The organism is Shewanella sp. MSW (assembly GCF_007636515.1).
Lineage (GTDB): Bacteria > Pseudomonadota > Gammaproteobacteria > Enterobacterales > Shewanellaceae > Shewanella > Shewanella indica.
Genome location: NZ_LVDR01000003.1, coordinates 86538 through 102910 on the forward strand (window position 1 = coordinate 86538; position 16373 = coordinate 102910).

At 52.2% G+C, this 16373-nt stretch carries 14 protein-coding genes and 1 riboswitch; of the genes, 6 read left to right on the top strand and 8 right to left on the bottom strand.

Annotation, left to right across the window (positions count from 1 at the left end; translation table 11 throughout):
• Positions 1–28: 28 nt before the first annotated feature.
• The 3 genes from AYI96_RS03600 to AYI96_RS03610 form a co-directional block, all read right to left on the bottom strand.
• On the bottom strand, positions 29–1135 hold the full coding sequence (locus AYI96_RS03600) for a succinylglutamate desuccinylase/aspartoacylase family protein (protein WP_144361022.1): 1107 nt from the start codon (positions 1133–1135) through the stop codon (positions 29–31).
• Complete coding sequence (gene lysC / locus AYI96_RS03605) at positions 1125–2492, bottom strand: lysine-sensitive aspartokinase 3 (protein ID WP_039035541.1); 1368 nt, start codon at positions 2490–2492, stop codon at positions 1125–1127. Before lysC ends, AYI96_RS03600 begins: the two co-directional genes overlap by 11 nt.
• Positions 2493–2628: 136 nt before the next feature.
• A riboswitch (Lysine riboswitch) is annotated at positions 2629–2806 on the bottom strand.
• Between the two features lie 82 nt (positions 2807–2888).
• The gene (locus AYI96_RS03610) at positions 2889–3323 is read right to left on the bottom strand and encodes a DUF3293 domain-containing protein (RefSeq protein WP_071476533.1); all 435 of its coding nucleotides are present in this window, start codon (positions 3321–3323) and stop codon (positions 2889–2891) included.
• 560 nt (positions 3324–3883) lie between these two features.
• On the opposite strand from AYI96_RS03610, the gene arcA reads away from it, so the two are divergent.
• Positions 3884–4600, top strand: a complete 717-nt coding sequence (arcA, locus tag AYI96_RS03615; protein ID WP_039035539.1) for a two-component system response regulator ArcA — start codon at positions 3884–3886, stop codon at positions 4598–4600.
• Between the two features lie 337 nt (positions 4601–4937).
• Here arcA and fusA read toward each other — a convergent pair whose 3' ends face one another.
• The 3 genes from fusA to AYI96_RS03630 all read right to left on the bottom strand — a co-directional run bounded on the left by fusA (position 4938) and on the right by AYI96_RS03630 (position 8960).
• The gene (gene fusA / locus AYI96_RS03620) at positions 4938–7028 is read right to left on the bottom strand and encodes an elongation factor G (protein WP_039035538.1); all 2091 of its coding nucleotides are present in this window, start codon (positions 7026–7028) and stop codon (positions 4938–4940) included.
• A 261-nt stretch (positions 7029–7289) separates the two neighbouring features.
• Positions 7290–8723 (bottom strand): diguanylate cyclase, encoded by a 1434-nt coding sequence (locus AYI96_RS03625; RefSeq protein WP_238398941.1) that lies wholly within the window; start codon positions 8721–8723, stop codon positions 7290–7292.
• Between the two features lie 51 nt (positions 8724–8774).
• A complete protein-coding gene (locus tag AYI96_RS03630) occupies positions 8775–8960 on the bottom strand; it encodes a hypothetical protein (protein WP_039035537.1) in 186 nt (61 codons plus the stop codon).
• 327 nt (positions 8961–9287) lie between these two features.
• Here AYI96_RS03630 and AYI96_RS03635 point away from each other — a divergent pair, with 327 nt between their 5' ends.
• Positions 9288–11195: an ABC transporter ATP-binding protein gene (locus tag AYI96_RS03635; protein WP_129979370.1), complete on the top strand. Its 1908-nt coding sequence runs from the start codon at positions 9288–9290 to the stop codon at positions 11193–11195.
• A 44-nt stretch (positions 11196–11239) separates the two neighbouring features.
• Positions 11240–11692, top strand: a complete 453-nt coding sequence (locus AYI96_RS03640) for a DUF2390 domain-containing protein (RefSeq protein WP_071239082.1) — start codon at positions 11240–11242, stop codon at positions 11690–11692.
• Here the strand turns inward: AYI96_RS03640 and AYI96_RS03645 are convergent.
• Together AYI96_RS03645 and AYI96_RS03650 are read right to left on the bottom strand one after the other, a co-directional pair.
• Positions 11652–13265, bottom strand: coding sequence for a GMC family oxidoreductase (locus AYI96_RS03645; protein WP_144361023.1), 1614 nt, complete (start codon positions 13263–13265; stop codon positions 11652–11654). The two genes, AYI96_RS03640 and AYI96_RS03645, sit on opposite strands and share 41 nt — an antisense overlap.
• Positions 13266–13284: 19 nt before the next feature.
• Positions 13285–13791: a hypothetical protein gene (locus AYI96_RS03650; RefSeq protein WP_028779710.1), complete on the bottom strand. Its 507-nt coding sequence runs from the start codon at positions 13789–13791 to the stop codon at positions 13285–13287.
• 122 nt (positions 13792–13913) lie between these two features.
• On the opposite strand from AYI96_RS03650, the gene AYI96_RS03655 reads away from it, so the two are divergent.
• The 3 genes from AYI96_RS03655 (at position 13914) to AYI96_RS03665 (ending at position 16123) form a co-directional block, all read left to right on the top strand.
• Positions 13914–14891: a hydrolase gene (locus tag AYI96_RS03655; RefSeq protein ID WP_144361024.1), complete on the top strand. Its 978-nt coding sequence runs from the start codon at positions 13914–13916 to the stop codon at positions 14889–14891.
• Positions 14875–15132 (top strand): YheU family protein, encoded by a 258-nt coding sequence (locus AYI96_RS03660; protein ID WP_025011300.1) that lies wholly within the window; start codon positions 14875–14877, stop codon positions 15130–15132. The genes AYI96_RS03655 and AYI96_RS03660 overlap by 17 nt, the downstream gene beginning before the upstream one ends.
• Before the next feature lie 103 nt (positions 15133–15235).
• Positions 15236–16123, top strand: coding sequence for a phosphoribulokinase (locus AYI96_RS03665; protein WP_025011301.1), 888 nt, complete (start codon positions 15236–15238; stop codon positions 16121–16123).
• The last annotated feature ends 250 nt before the right edge of the window (positions 16124–16373 follow it).

Consider the following 16373-nt stretch of genomic DNA (forward strand, 5'->3'; position numbering starts at 1 on the left):
TAAATTCCGGCTCACACCGGGACCTAACTTAATCAGAAAGAGTAAAGTAGTTGGTCATCACCTTGTAGAGCTCAGTCCCTTGGTGCACAGACGCCGAGGCAAAATGCAGCACGGGGATCACATCTTCCTCAAGTGAGAGCTTGGTAACCTCTGTGCCAACATCGACTCGGTCGAGCCTGAGAATATTGACCAGAGGCGCGCCGGCGGGCAAAGGCACTCCCGGCTCGGCCAGATACTCCACCATACCCGCCATAGGTGCGTGAAACTTTCGATAGTCTTTCAGCAAACAAGCAAAACGCGGCATCACCTGCGGCAGTACGCTTTGGGCTATCACCTCTCTATAACTCAGATAACTTAATATCCCTTCCGCATCCCGACTGGCATCGGCAAGATCGATACGCTCCTGACTGCCAAGCTCCAAAGTAAAGGCCGATACTGCGACTTTTAGATCTCGCCCCCTACTCTTGGCATAATCGCTGAGTTGCCACCAGGGATTAAAGGCCGCTTCATCCATGGCACCGCCAAAGCCTTTAGGCATCACCAAGGTGTAGGGAATATGAAAGTAGTCGGCAGCTGACAGCTCATACTCGGGACAATAAAGGTGTTTACAGGACTTGGGGCCGGTGTGCAGATCCAGCACTATGTCAGCGCCATGTGCCAGTTTCTGCAGATTGAGCGCCAATCTCTGGCCGGTCGTCACTCCCCAGGGATTGGCCAATGCCTGTTCACAGTTGGCAATGAGAAGCTGACGAAAAGCATCAAACAGTGCTTGCTCCGGCAGCTCACTATACTGCGGATACCAGTCATCCAGATGGACGACCTGCTCAAGATAGGCTCGGTTCCAGTTAATACCTGTGATGGGATCGAAGCGGCCCAAGGTAAACTCACCGCTTTTCTGGTTGATCCCCAAGGGGTTGGCCAAAGGCACCAGAGTGACATCTCCCAGAGGCGGATGCGCCTTGAAGTACTGCAACAATTGCAAGATCACCGCATTGCCCTGTACCTCGGCGCCATGCACATTGGCCTGAATATAGACGCTGGGCGCCGAATGACCGGTGCCTTTGAAGCGATATATGGGGATGGTCAGAGGCTGACCTGCGGCCAGCTCCCCAACCTGCAGGTGTTCAAGCTGCATCCTGAGCACCTTCAAATAAGTTACGATGCAAAGCGGCCACCACATCACCGGCTTCGGCTTCAGACACCAAGACACAGAGATTGTGTGGACTGGCACCCTGACAGATCATTCGGACGTTATGGGGTTCGAGCACTTCAAACACCCGGCGACAGATCCCTGCGGTAGTGGCTATCTTGTTGCCAATGATCGCTACCAGGGCCAGCTTGTCTTCCACCCGCACCCGGCAGTTTTGCGATAACTCCTGCAGCAGAGCTTCCGTCAGAAGCCCCTTACCGGCTGAATCTGAGCCTGTTTTGTCCAGGGTCAGCGACACATTCACCTCTGAGGTGGTAATGAGATCGACACTGATCTTGTGCCGCGCCAACACAGCAAAGGTCTCAGCCAAAAAGCCCTGGGCATGCAACATCTGCAAACTATGCAAGTTAAGCAGGGTCTGATCTCGTCTCACGGCAACGGCCCTGAATACCGGCTCATCTTCCACTTGATGGCGGATCCAGGTGCCGCCTTTTTCCGGCGCCCGACTGGAACCGACAAACACTTGGATCTGTTGGCGCACCGCCGGCAAGATGGTGGCAGGGTGTAACACCTTGGCGCCAAAAGTAGCCATCTCCGCCGCCTCATTAAAACTGATTTCTGCGATAGGCCTGGCGTTGGGAGCCAGTCTGGGATCTGTGGTGTAAATCCCTTCTACATCGGTCCAGATCTCAACCGCATCGGCTTGCAAAGCTTCTGCCAACAGAGCCGCGGAATAATCACTGCCGCCACGCCCAAGGGTAGTTGTTCGCCCCTCGGCATCGGCACCGATAAACCCCTGGGTCACCAACAGTTGCTGCTCAAGCAAGGGTTGTAATTTCTCTGTCGCCAGTCGCTTCAGTTCGGCGATTTGTGGTTCGGCCTTGCCGAAATGGCTATCGGTACGCATCACCTGACGCACATCAAAGGCGCTGGCCTTGGCACCGCGTTCTCTCAATACCGCGGCAAACAGCGCTGAAGAGCATTGCTCACCAAGGGACAGGATCTCATCAACCATAGCATTACTCGGCCCCTGCAACAGCTTGGCACTGAGCGTTGCCATACGGCTGAGCAAGGCATCCAGCGCCGCGGCAACAGCAGCAGGTCTACCAAGTTTGTCCAGAATCGCATATTGAATGCTGGCAATATCTTTCAATAATTTGAGACGGCGCTCATCCCCCATGTCTGCCTGAGACAACTCCACCAACAGATTGGTTACGCCACTGGATGCACTCACCACAACCAGACGAGTAGCCGAATTTCCAAGCACTATATCGGCACAGCGATTCATCGCCTGATAATCGGCAACTGAGGTACCGCCAAACTTGGCAACAACAAGAGACATCAGCGCATTCCCCCACAGGCAGGTGACAGGGAAAGGTCGACAACGAGAATAGACTTCATGAGTTAAGCTCCGAACAGATAACGTTCGAAGAGCCTGGTGCTGAGATAACGCACCCCAAAGTAGGGACAAAGCGATCGTCACCAGAAGCTCTCCACCAAAAACCAGGTGACAGCCGCCAGGATTCAGCCTGACCAACCGACCGGAGAGCGTTACCAATACGCATCCCGACCTCGGCGTTAATCTCCCTCATGAGCCGTCATAGGAAATTGGTTTCCTCTGACTCACTACCTAGTTAACGCTCCTCTTCTGTTCCTTTCTTGCGAAAGGGATGAAAAAATTAGCAATAAAGCCCTTATGAAGTCAATGCTAATTTGCATCCGATGAAATATCCTCAACTTATTTATCACTAAGTTCAGGTAATTCATTGACCAAACGAGCTCGGCTTGCAAATAATCCAAGCTCTATTTCATGCTTGCCTTTATGGCAGGGCACTAATGTCAGTAAGCCTTTATCCACATAATAAAGTGCATTCTGACGGTACTTGAATGCCAGTTCGATTGCCGCAGCCTTATCCAAAAACAGGGCCCAACTTTTTTCCATATGACTGAGATCCTCAGCCGCACCTATAATAGCCCGATAGGGTATGCCGAGCTTATCAATATCACCTTGTAATTGCCGATCGAGAAGACGGTTCTGGCAGGAAGTCAATTTTTGCCCCAGAGGGTTATGGGCGGTGACAATGGCAAAAGGAACAGCGGAAGAAAACGACTGAGTCAAAAAAAAGCATGCGCTCTGGTAGTACTGCCAGAGACTTTCAAATGCAGCATCCATTGTAGTATCTGTCTCTAATGAACCGGAGTTATTCTAGCAAAGGCTTACGAAATCCCCTAGCCCCGTGAGCAAGCTCACAGTAAGACAAAACACAAAACGCTTAAGTTTCAATATCTAACATAAAAACTTGTGACTTAGATCATAGTTAAACATTAATTTGTTAACATTTCATTTGTTAACAAATGCCTAATCCTAGTACAATGGATTGTATCGACAGAGACCTAGAGTTAAGCGTGTGACCAGGCTAGCGCCATTACGCGACAGCATAAGTCTCTAATGATAACGACTCTGTACCAAATGTAATCTGGTTTTAAGATCGCATTTTCTGGATTTTCCATGTCTTTCAGGAACTAAATCCCGCCACTGGGAATCCTAGAGAGTACAGTTCGCGCCTCTCCAGGTGGAGAGCATACTTTTTGCTAATCATGAAGTGTGTTGCCGTTTCATTTCAGTTTTGAACAGCACTTACGTGAACCCTGTGAATGTTGGCGTTTTAGAGAGTATAGCGGAGCGTCACCCGCGCTCATGGTTAGATAAACTGATTTAATTAGGTAAATAACATGCAAAACCCGCACATTCTGATCGTTGAAGATGAAGCCGTTACCCGTAACACGCTGAGAAGTATTTTCGAGGCAGAAGGTTATGTGGTAACCGAAGCCAATGATGGCGCAGAGATGCACAAAGCCTTGCAGGAAAACAAGGTGAACCTGGTGGTTATGGATATCAATCTGCCAGGTAAGAATGGTTTGCTGTTGGCGCGGGAGTTGCGCGAAATCAACAATATCGGCCTCATCTTCCTTACCGGTCGTGATAACGAAGTAGACAAGATCTTGGGCCTGGAAATCGGTGCCGATGATTACATCACCAAACCGTTCAACCCTCGTGAGTTGACTATTCGTGCCCGCAACCTGCTGACTCGTGTCAACAGCTCAGGTGCTGAAATTGAAGAAAAGGCCGCCGTGGAACATTATCGTTTCAATGGTTGGAGCCTGGAGATCAACAGCCGTTCACTGGTCAGCCCTCAGGGTGAGTCTTACAAGCTGCCGCGTAGCGAATTCCGCGCCATGCTGCACTTTGTGGAAAACCCAGGCAAGATCCTCAGCCGCGCCGAGTTGCTGATGAAGATGACCGGCCGTGAGCTTAAGCCACATGACCGTACTGTTGATGTGACTATCCGCCGTATCCGTAAGCACTTCGAAAGTGTGCCTGATACACCGGAAATCATCGCCACCATCCACGGCGAAGGCTACCGTTTCTGCGGTAACCTGGAAGACTGATAAACACGCGTTATCGGCCCTGAACAAAGCCAGCTTATCGAGCTGGCTTTTGTTTATCTGCTATCACCACTCCCCCTTCTACTGATATTTGCTGTGATTTCCTCACGGTAATGCTCTGCCAATCCCAGCGCCTTTATCTTAGATAGCTCCTTTATCTTAGGTAGCTCCTTTGCCACATATACCAGTTTCGGAAACAGTTGCCATACGATTGCCCATTGATATTCAGCGGCATCCGCCGAACTGAGTACAAACTTGATTCTGCTGGCTTAGTGGCACTGGATATTCGCCCATAAAAAAACCCGCCATCAAGGCGGGTTTTTATCAGGATAATTAATCCTTATTTCTTGGCTGCGTTACGAGCCTTGGTTTCTGCGATAACAGTCTCAGCCACGTTGGCAGGACATGGAGCATAGTGAGAGAACTCCATGGAGAACTGACCACGACCAGAAGTCATGGTACGCAGGTGACCGATGTAACCGAACATTTCTGCCAGTGGCACGTCAGCCTTAACACGTACGCCAGTCAGACCAGCTTCCTGATCCTTGATCATACCGCGACGACGGTTCAGGTCACCGATAACGTCACCAACGTGATCGTCTGGAGTAAACACGTCAACCTTCATCACAGGCTCAAGCAACTGAGGCTTGGCCTTAGGCATAGACTGACGGAATGCACCCTTGGCAGCGATTTCAAACGCGATCGCTGAGGAGTCAACTGCGTGGTAACCACCGTCGAACAGTTCAACTTCAACGTCCAGTACTGGGAAGCCAGCCAGAGGACCTTCGTTCATCATGTCTTCGAAGCCGCTTTCAACTGCTGGCCAGAATTCACGAGGTACGTTACCACCAACAACGCTGGAGGTGAACTTGAAGCCACTACCAGCTTCGCCTGGACGGATGCGGTAGTCGATCTTACCGAACTGACCAGAACCACCAGACTGCTTCTTGTGAGTGTAGCTGTCTTCAACGGCTTGAGTGATGGTTTCACGGTAAGCTACCTGTGGAGCACCAACAGTCAGTTCAACACCGTGAGTACGCTTCAGGATGTCTACTTTGATGTCCAGGTGCAATTCACCCATACCCTTAAGGATGGTTTCACCGGTTTCCTGGTCGGTTTCAACCTGGAATGATGGATCTTCTGCAACCATCTTACCCAGAGCAACACCCAGCTTCTCAGAAGCGCCTTTGTCCTTAGGAGTTACAGCGATAGAGATTACTGGATCAGGGAAGATCATAGGCTCAAGAGTACATTCGTGCTTAGGATCACACAGAGTGTGACCAGTCTGAACGTTCTTCATACCTACAACGGCGATGATGTCACCGGCTTGAGCAGAGTCGATCTCTTTACGATCGTTAGCGTGCATCTCAACCATACGGCCGATACGCTCGGTCTTACCGGTAGCAGAGTTCAGGATAGTGTCACCTTTCTTCAGCTTACCAGAGTAGACACGGATAAAGGTCAGGGCGCCGAAACGGTCATCCATGATCTTGAACGCCAGAGCGCGCAGTGGCTCATCGGCAGATACAGTAGCGACTTCACCGGTTTCTTCACCAGTTTCTGGGTCAGTCAGAGGCTGAGGCTCAACTTCTGTTGGAGATGGCAGGTAGTCAACAACCGCATCCAGAACCAGCTGCATACCCTTATTACGGTAAGCAGAACCACAGTAAGTGGGGAAGAATGACAGATTGATGGTACCCTTACGGATACAACGCTTCAGATCTTCGATAGAAGGCTCTTCACCTTCCATGTAAGCTTCCATCAGGTCGTCGTCCTGCTCAACGGCAGTCTCAACCAGGTGCTCACGGTATTCTTCAACCAGATCAACCATGTCTTCTGGAACTTCTTCTACAGAGTAGTTTTCTGGCAGACCAGAATCATCCCATACATAAGCTTTACGGTTCAGAACGTCAACAACGCCCTTAAACTCATCTTCAACGCCGATAGGCAGAGTCATAACCAATGGAGTCGCAGCCAGAACGCGCTTGATCTGACCTACAACACGCAGGAAGTCGGCACCCATACGGTCCAACTTGTTTACGAAGATGATACGAGCAACTTCAGATTCGTTAGCATAACGCCAGTTGGTTTCGGACTGAGGCTCAACACCACCGGAACCACAGAATACACCGATACCGCCGTCCAGAACTTTCAGAGAACGATATACTTCAACTGTGAAGTCAACGTGTCCGGGTGTGTCGATGACGTTGAAACGGTGATCTTTCCAGAAGCAACTTACCGCAGCAGACTGAATGGTAATACCGCGCTCGGCTTCCTGCTCCATGAAGTCAGTAGTAGTGGTACCGTCGTGGCTGTCACCCATCTTGTGGATTTTGCCGGTCAGTTTCAGGATACGTTCTGTGGTAGTGGTTTTACCCGCGTCAACGTGAGCAAAAATACCAATGTTTCTGTATTTTGATAAGTCAGTCATGATTCAACTTCAAATGATTAGTTAATAGGAGACGGAGTATGCCACTTCAAAGCTGCGACAGACGGAACCCCATAAATAAGGCGCGTATTATAACACCGAAACCCCCATAGGCTGCAATCAGCAGTTTCAATTTTCACCAGTTTGTCACCGCTAACGAATAAAAAAAATAAAACACCATAAATTCAACATCTTGAGCACACATACTTTCACTATTCGGGTCATAAACACGGAAATTGACTTCATAAAAGTGCGGCTCTAACCTCAAACCGATGAATTTGGCCCGATTTTATTGGCTCGATCATATTCAGGATCGCAGCAAATTCTGTTACGGCCTTCTGACTTGGCCCGATACAAAGCCAGGTCAGCCCGATCAAATGCGCTCCAAATAGACTCTCCGGGTTTCAGCTCTGTCAGGCCAAAACTACAGCTAAGGCTAACACCGGCAGAAAAGGGATAAACAGTCATCGCCGATGCCAAGCGCTCACACAGATGCCTTGCCTGAATACAATCAGTATCCGGGCAAATAATCATAAACTCCTCACCGCCCCAACGGGCCACCAGGTCGATTTCGCGGGCTCCCTCCATGAGCAGAGAAGCCAGATCACTGAGTATGGAATCACCCACGCTGTGACCATGGCGATCATTGATATCTTTAAAGAAATCTATGTCTATCACTATCAGTGATGTATGCCCTTGCGCTGCGTCACTGCGATGTTCTGGCGCAAAATGTCGATGAAAGTAGTGACGGTTATACAACTTGGTTAAAGGATCGTGGGTCGAAATAAACTCAAGTTCCTTATTGGTTTCCAATAGCTGATTACGCAGTTTCTCCAACTGTTGATTCTTGGCTGTCAGCTCCCGGTTATACTTACTAATCCAGCGGTAGCGCGCCAACAAAGCGCCGAAGACCAGTGTTATCACAACCATAAGCTGCCAAGTCAGCCCTCTATCCGTCTGCTCCAACACCGCCATATTGCTCCACTGACGATACAGCCTGGCCCTGTGGTCGTCAGAAATCTGCGCCAACAAACGATTTAGATCGGGCAGCATCCACTTGCTATTCTCAGTCACCGCCATCCGGAACTGATCCTCAGGCCCGGCCCAAGCGGCGATTTTGAGGTTAAACAAGCCGCTCTGCTGAATGCGGGCATTGATGGAATACATAGAACCAATAAACAGATCAGCCTCACCGCTGGATACCATCTCCAGTCCCTGCTGCTCCGTCTCGGCCAGCATAATGTGGATCTTGGGATAGTTCTGACGCACATAATCCAGCAAGCGGTAACCTCTGGGGATCACCAGACTTCTATTCCCGACCTGTTCCATACTTTGTAGAAAGGGTTGCTCGCGGCGGGAAACCAACACATTGGGAGAGCGACTATAGATATCAGTGAAGGATAAATATTCGGCGCGCCTGGAGGTATAGTTGAGCATGGGAGTAAATACGCACTGTTGTTGCTTCAAATATGTCAATGTCTGCTGCCAGCTGGCGGTGGGTACTAACTGAAACTGCCAATCAGTCTGCTCTTCAATGAATTCAAGAAAGCCGGATGAAATGCCCACATGTTTGCCTTGGTCTATGCCTTCATAGGGCATCCAGTCGGGGTCGACACAATAGGGAATCGTGACTGCATTGACTGCGGCCGTTGCCAGTAAAAGGTTGCCAAACAATATGGGCCGCAAAAATGTCAGCAAAGTGTTTACTCTCAGGCGAGTCAGAATACATAGAATTTTAGTCCATAAACTTTACTCTCTCATTCTGAGGAGCACTCTACTGCTATCGGCCAGTTCCCGCTTGAGCTGCTCAAGCGAGCATCCGGACGGCGCCAAAGATACCAGCTGTTCATTGCTCAAGCTTTGCCAGTTGGCCTCAATCTGCCCGGCATCGCTGAGATGCAACTCAGCCATGCTGACTACGCGGATCACACCCATCTACGACTCTCCCTGTCTGCCCCAAGGTAATTAGGCTCCCTTGGTAAAACTCCTTGTTGCCTGTGGCGCTTTTTTTGCGCGCTTGGATGGTACTGCACGTTTTTACAAACAGCAGTTCAGAAATATCTGAAACTTTGGCTTTTTCCGATATTTTTCGCGTCGTTAGCCGTAAAACTATACTTTTGAGGGGAGTATTTACTTCGAAATGATGACCTACTTTTACACCCAGGTGCCAGCTCACAGCAAAGTGTTGCTGCTATAGCCTGAGGCCGGGGTTCTGGGCTATCATCTGGCCCCATAAATTCAGCGTATTCCAAAGCAGTATTCATGATCACCATTTCCGATGCCCAGTTGATCCGTGGCACCAAGACCTTGCTTGACGAGGCCTCATTGACTATTTATCCCGGCCACAAGGTGGGATTAGTCGGCGCCAACGGTACGGGCAAGTCCTCATTGCTGGCCCTGATTTTAGGGCAACTACACCTGGACAAAGGCGAGATCAGCGTGCCATCCCAGTGGCGCATTGCAACTGTTGCCCAGGAAACCCCGGCGCTGGAGGTATCGGCACTGGAATATGTGCTCGATGGCGATCGTGAGTTTCGTGAGCTCGAAACCCAGCTGGCCAAGGCTGAAGCAGAGGATAATGGCCACAGGATAGCCGAACTGCACGGCAAGCTTGATGCCGTAGGCGGCTACAGCATACGCGCCCGTGCCGGTACCCTGCTGGCAGGTCTTGGCTTTACCGAGGCCCAGCAGAGCCATCCGGTGAAGAGTTTCTCCGGCGGCTGGCGGATGCGTCTCAATCTGGCGCAGGCACTGCTGTGTCGCTCAGAATTATTGCTGCTCGATGAACCCACCAACCACCTGGATCTGGATACCATGTACTGGCTGGAGGGTTGGATTAAATCCTATCAGGGTACGCTGGTGCTGATCAGCCACGACCGTGACTTTATCGATGCCATAGTGGACGAAATCGTCCATGTGGAACACCAGAAACTCAACTTCTACAAGGGTAACTACAGCGCCTTTGAACACACTCGCGCCGAGCGTATGGCCCAGCAACAGGTGGCCTATGAGCGCCAGCAGCGAGAGCGTGCGCACATGCAGTCTTTTGTGGACCGCTTCCGTTACAAGGCCAGTAAGGCCAAACAGGCCCAAAGCCGCCTGAAAGCACTGGAAAGGATGACTGAGTTGATGCCTTCCAAGGCCGACAGCCCTTTCTATATGGAATTTCGCGAGCCGGATGCGCTGCCCAACCCCTTGGTGAAGATGGAAGATGTGTCGGTCGGCTACGGCGACAAGGCTATTCTCAACAAGGTGCATCTCAATCTGGTACCCGGCGCCCGCATCGGCCTGTTGGGTCGTAATGGTGCCGGTAAGTCCACCCTGATTAAGTTGCTGTCTGAGCAACTCTCGCCCATGCGCGGCCTGTACGAGCCCAATCCCGGGCTCAATATCGGCTACTTTGCCCAGCATCAGATAGAGTTTCTGCAGCTGGATGATACCCCGCTGCAGCATCTGCAGCGCCTGGCACCCAATGCCCGCGAACAGGAGTTGAGAGACTTCCTCGGTGGTTTTGGGTTCCAGGGAGATATGGCACTGGCCCAAGTGCGTCCCTTCTCCGGTGGTGAAAAGGCCCGTCTGGTGCTGGCGCTGCTGGTTTGGCAACGCCCCAATCTATTGCTGCTCGATGAGCCGACCAACCACTTGGATCTGGAGATGCGCCACGCCCTGACCGTAGCGCTGCAGGGCTTTGAAGGCGCCATGGTGATAGTGTCCCACGACCGTCACCTGCTGAGACTCACCTGCAACGACTATTACCTGGTCGATGGCGGCGAAGTGCGGATGTTCGATGGCGATCTGGATGACTATCACCAGTGGTTGCTGGATGCCGCCAAAGCCGCAACGGCATGTATGTCTCAGGTTGACGAAGCCTCACCGGCCCAGGACAAGAAGCTGCAAAAGCGTCTGGAAGCTGAATTGAGGCAAAAACTATCGCCGCTGAAGAAACGTCAGGCCAAACTGGAAGCCGAGCAAAGCCAGGCTACCGACAGATTGGCGGAGCTGGAAAATCTGCTGGCGGATACTTCTCTCTACGAGGCCGAGCAAAAGCCCAAACTGACGGAGATCCTCGCCGAGCGCACCCGACTTTCGCAGGCGCTGGAAGAGAGTGAAATGAACTGGTTGGAACTTCAGGAAGAGATAGACACCATCGAAGCCGAGTCAGGCCTTTGAGCCGGGGAACCCCGGGTGTTGAGATTGCAAGCAAGGAGAAAAGCGTGCCACATACGAGTCTGTTTACCTCTAGTCTTTGGCAGGAATGTGAAACACTTTACCCGGCGCTGGAAGGCCTGCTGATAAAGCTGCAGGATGAACACGGCCTGATAGTCAACCTCTTGCTGCTGGCGCTGACCCTGGACAACAAAGGCGTTAGTCTCAACCAAGGCTCATGGGCCCAGCTCCACAGCGAAGTTGAGCAGTGGGAAAGCGGCATTCTGCGCCCCTATCGGCGGCTGAGACGCCTGGCCAAACCCAACCTGGGACAAGCCGAGTACCAACAGATGTTGGATGTCGAGCTGATGATGGAACGCAGAGGGCAGCAGCTGATATTGCACAAACTCAATGGCCTGCCTCGCAGCGTCACTGAAGACAAGCAACACAATCTCAGTACTTATCTGGCACAGTTCAACCTCAGCCCTCAGCAACATCCTGCTCTGCTGGCTCAGGCTTGAGCCTCCGAGCCAGCAAGCTGGAGTTGCGTGCAGTCAAACCATAGATACTCAGCTGTGGATTGGCTCCCAAACTGCTGGGGAATACAGAGCCATCCATCACCGACAGATTGCTGTAGTAATGCGCCTGGCCTTCGCTGTTCACCCAGGATAACTGCCTGTCTTCCCCCATGGCGCAGCCACCCATCACATGCGCCGAAGCCACTATGGTCTTCAGTGGCGCCAGCGGCATGTCGGCAATAACCTGTTTGGCCTCTTGCCAGGAGGACAAAATTCCGGCGCCCTCATTGATGGGCATAACCTGCTCGGCGCCTGCGGCAAACTGCAGCTCGGCCATGCTGGCAAAGGCCCTTCTGGCGGCGGCAAACAGGGCCGGCGTCAGAGGGTAATCCAGGGCAGTGCCTTTATCTGTCAGCAATACCTGGCCACCGGGCAATTCCGGCGAAAAGCCATCCCGGATCAGGGCTATGGTGACCTGCAGATGATTGAACCAGGACATCAGCTCGGCATGCTGTGGCCCATAGCCCAAGGTCTTGGAGGCGATAAGCACAGGATGCACCGGCGGTACCTCCAGCTTATATCCAGGTTGACCAGTGGCACCATCTTGCCAAACAAACTGATCCGAATATATCGACTGCGGTGCCCCGGAGTGGGCATTGATGGCCTCCCGAAAGCGGGCGCCACTGAGTACGGTTGGGTGTAAACAGGTCTGCTTGCCGAGGCGCTGATAGGGATCTGTCATTTGTGAGCGCAGCAGCAATGCCGGAGTGTGGATTGCCCCGGCCGCCACCACATAATGACGGGCGCGGATCATCAATTTGATACCTGTAGGCGTGTTATAGCCATCGAGCGCCTCGGCTCTAAGGGCAAAAACCCGCTCACCATGATGCTCGAAGCGTTCGGCGCGAACATGGCTGTATAGCTCTGCCCCGGCATTCAGGGCAGCCGGTATTGTGGTGACCAGCATGGATTGCTTGGCATTAACCGGGCAGCCCATGCCGCAGTACCCCGTGTTCCAGCAGCCCAGCACATTGCGTTTGATAACTGTGTAGTCCCAGCCAAGCTCGACACAGCCATCCCTGAGGGCCTGGTTGTTGCGGTTGGGATCTATTGGCCAACGACTGATATTAAGCCTTTGCTCTATCTTGTCAAACCAGGGATCCAACTCGCTGCGGGACAAACCTTTAACCCCAAGGCTTTGCCAATAATCCAAGGTGGCTTTGGGGGTGCGAATCGAAGTGGTCCAGTTGACTGTGGTGGAGCCGCCGACCGACTTACCCTGGAAAATACTGATCCCCTTATCCTGGGTCTTCATGGCCGCCGCTTGCTGGTAGAGTTCTGGATAAGCGCGGCGCTCCTCCATGACAAAGTCAGAGGATGACTTGAGCGGCCCGGCCTCCAACAGCAAGACTCTGAGCCCCGCCTGAGTCAATACTTCAGCCGCAGTGCCACCGCCGGCACCTGTGCCTATGATGACGACATCCGTCTCCAGTTCAAGATCCTCGGTCAAAGAGGCTCCATCTGTATGTTTCCAACCTGCGGCCAGCCCGGCCAAAATGGGATCAGCTATCGGCAAATGTGTCTCCAGTCGGGTATCAGAGTGCCAGTTTTGGCTTGTTATAGTTGAGTCTGTCCCAATGCTCAGGGCAGGCATAATAGCTTGCCATCAACAACTCTCTGAGACCGAGATAAGCTTGTTGCAGCAGCTCCATCCAAGAGCTGCGCCAGGATTCCAGCAACTCGACCAATTCATTGGGGCTGCGCAGCATCAGAGGCGTCATGCTGCCACTCAGCAAGAGTAAACCAAAGCGGTTTTCCAGGATGTCGAGCAGCTGTTCCAATTCCTGACGCTGGGCCTTAGGTAGCCATTTCAGGGTTTGATTGACCGCATCCAGAGTGCGATTGATGGCACTGCTTCTATGTTTGTTAATCTCAGGCAATGCCCCTTCCAGCAACACGGGGATCAAGGCACCAAGCAGAAGGTCATGGGGCTTTTCGTGCTCACTCAGGTTGGCGATTTCCTCCTCCTCATAGAGGCTGACACCCAATGCCAATGCACTGGTTCCCCCCAAAGCCCAAAGCAGAAACTGCCGTCTTTGCATGCCTGTCCTCCTGTCATTCCCCTGCACTCAGCTGTGCTGACATCTGTGTTACAATCCTGCCAATAACCAATTAACCACAGCAAAGTGCCCACGGCAATAGGCCATTTCGCAAGCGAGATCCCATGAGCAGTAGTTTTCGTCCGCCCTGGTGGGCCAGGAGCCCCCATTTCCAAACGATCATACCTGTTTTGACCAAGGTGGCAGGGCTACCACTGCGGCGTGAACGGCTGGAGCTGGAGGATGGCGACTTTATCGACCTCGACTGGCTCAAGACGCCAATCCCAGGTAAGCCCTTGTTGGTAATACTGCACGGGCTGGAAGGCAGCGCCGACTCCCACTATATCCGCCGCCTGCTGCGCGAGTGTCAGAAGCAGGAGCTGGCAGCCGTTGTGCACCATCACAGAGGCTGTTCGGGTGAAGACAATCGCCTGGCGCGCAGTTACCACAGCGGTGATACGGCCGATATCAGCCATAGCCTGCAAACCCTGAAGCAGCGCTATCCCCACTCGCCTCTGCTGGCGGTCGGTTACAGCCTCGGCGGCAATGTACTGGCCAAGTACCAGGGAGAATTTGCTGAGAAAAGCCTGCTCAGCCGCGCCGCCGTGGTATCGGCACCGCTGGCGCTGGCATCCTGTGCCAAGCGGTTGGAGAAAGGCTTCTCCAAAGTTTATCAAAGTTATCTTATCCGCCAATTGCAGCAAAAAATGCTGCTGAAACTCGAGCGGGGCAACAGCCAGTTGCCGCTGAATGGTGAGGCCATCAAACGGCTGAACACCTTTTATGATTTTGACCATCAGGTGACTGCACCGCTGCACGGTTTCAACGGTGTCGATGACTATTATCAAAGGGCCAGCGCCTTGCCTTTATTGGGCAAGATAGCCAAACCGACCCTGATACTGCATGCAGCAGACGACCCTTTTATGACTGACGCCGTAATCCCTTCATTGGAGTATCTACCCGCCTGTGTCGAATATGAGCTGCATGCCAATGGCGGCCATGTGGGCTTTATCGAGGGCGGCACACCGTGGCAGCCACGCTATTATCTGGAGCAGCGATTGCTGCGTTATCTGACGGAGTCAACCCATGCTGATACCCTATGAATCCCTGCTGCAACTGCCCAAGGAAACTCTGGATAACCTGATTAAGGAATACCTGCTTTCCCAGGTGGAAGACGGCAGTTTCGATGCCCTGGGTGACAAGGCGTTGGAGCAGGCCATCGGCAAGTGCCGCCTGGCGCTCAAGAGCGGCCATTTACTGGTAGAATTCAGCGAAGATGACGAGTCTGTTGCCATCCGCTCCCGCGAGGAGATCATGCGGCGTACCCCACTTGTCGACGATTGACCCGTCCCCCTGCATTCCTTTATAAGTAGTTAACTAAAGGTTAACGGGTCAGATAACCACAGTGTTGGCCTGCAGCCCAAGTTCTTTGAAACAGGTAGGAAAAATGTCTGCAAAACATCCAATTATCGCAGTGACAGGTTCATCGGGTGCCGGAACCACGACTACCACAACCGCCTTCAGTCACATCTTCAGACAACTGGGGATCAATGCGGCCATGGTGGAAGGGGACAGCTTTCACCACTATACCCGCGCCGAAATGGAAGTGATGATCCGCAAGGCCAAGGCCGAAAACCGCAACATCAGCTATTTTGGCCCGGAAGCCAATGACTTTGCCCGTCTGGAGAAGTGTTTTTCCGACTATGCCGGCACGGGGCAAGGGGAAACCCGCTCCTACCTGCATACCTTCGATGAAGCCGTGCCTTACAACCAGATGCCGGGTACCTTTACTCAGTGGCGACCGCTGCCGGAAGACACGGATATGCTCTACTACGAGGGGCTGCACGGAGGTGTAGTGACCGGCGAAAGCAATGTTGCCCAGCACGTGGATCTCTTGATTGGCATGGTACCCATAGTCAACCTGGAGTGGATCCAGAAGATCATTCGCGATACCTCTGAGCGCGGCCATACCCGTGAAAAAGTGATGGGCTCAATCGTGCGTTCGATGGACGACTATATCAATCATATGACGCCGCAATTCTCCCGCACCCATATCAATTTTCAGCGGGTCCCTACGGTAGATACCTCCAACCCCTTCAGTGCCAAGGATATTCCCAGCCTGGACGAAAGCTTTGTGGTGATCCGCTTTCGCGGCATCAACAATGTCGACTTCCCCTATTATTTGAAGATGATCCAGGGGGCTTTTATGTCCAGGGTTAACACCCTGGTCGTGCCGGGAGGCAAGATGTCACTGGCAATGGAGCTTATTCTGACACCGCTGATCAAAGACCTGATGGATAAGCGCCAAGCCCTGCTGGAGCAGGATATTGAATAGGCTGGATGCAGATAAACTTTGGCTTCAGACTCGATTAAGTTTGATTTAAGTCTAAAGGGGTAAATTACAGTCATCGGGATTTCAGGCGAAATACTGATGGTTGACATACTCTTGGGGATAGATTCCCCCATCTTGATCTGTTTGTTCCCTCGAGTATGTCAACAACCTACCCTATTTTAGATGCCCATAATGGGCATTTTTTATTGCCCGAATTCGTGCTCCCCATGCAAGCGTCAGTTTCTTCCTCTGA

What these genes read in the sequence shown, in the direction of transcription:
- AYI96_RS03600 (WP_144361022.1), bottom strand. Translation starts at nt 1,135, where the DNA reads ATGCAGCTTGAACACCTGCAGGTTGGGGAGCTGGCCGCAGGTCAGCCT.
- AYI96_RS03635 (WP_129979370.1), top strand. Translation starts at nt 9,288, where the DNA reads ATGATCACCATTTCCGATGCCCAGTTGATCCGTGGCACCAAGACCTTG.
- AYI96_RS03665 (WP_025011301.1), top strand. Translation starts at nt 15,236, where the DNA reads ATGTCTGCAAAACATCCAATTATCGCAGTGACAGGTTCATCGGGTGCC.
- AYI96_RS03660 (WP_025011300.1), top strand. Translation starts at nt 14,875, where the DNA reads ATGCTGATACCCTATGAATCCCTGCTGCAACTGCCCAAGGAAACTCTG.
- AYI96_RS03610 (WP_071476533.1), bottom strand. Translation starts at nt 3,323, where the DNA reads ATGGATGCTGCATTTGAAAGTCTCTGGCAGTACTACCAGAGCGCATGC.
- fusA (WP_039035538.1), bottom strand. Translation starts at nt 7,028, where the DNA reads ATGACTGACTTATCAAAATACAGAAACATTGGTATTTTTGCTCACGTT.
- AYI96_RS03630 (WP_039035537.1), bottom strand. Translation starts at nt 8,960, where the DNA reads ATGGGTGTGATCCGCGTAGTCAGCATGGCTGAGTTGCATCTCAGCGAT.
- arcA (WP_039035539.1), top strand. Translation starts at nt 3,884, where the DNA reads ATGCAAAACCCGCACATTCTGATCGTTGAAGATGAAGCCGTTACCCGT.
- lysC (WP_039035541.1), bottom strand. Translation starts at nt 2,492, where the DNA reads ATGTCTCTTGTTGTTGCCAAGTTTGGCGGTACCTCAGTTGCCGATTAT.
- AYI96_RS03650 (WP_028779710.1), bottom strand. Translation starts at nt 13,791, where the DNA reads ATGCAAAGACGGCAGTTTCTGCTTTGGGCTTTGGGGGGAACCAGTGCA.
- AYI96_RS03655 (WP_144361024.1), top strand. Translation starts at nt 13,914, where the DNA reads ATGAGCAGTAGTTTTCGTCCGCCCTGGTGGGCCAGGAGCCCCCATTTC.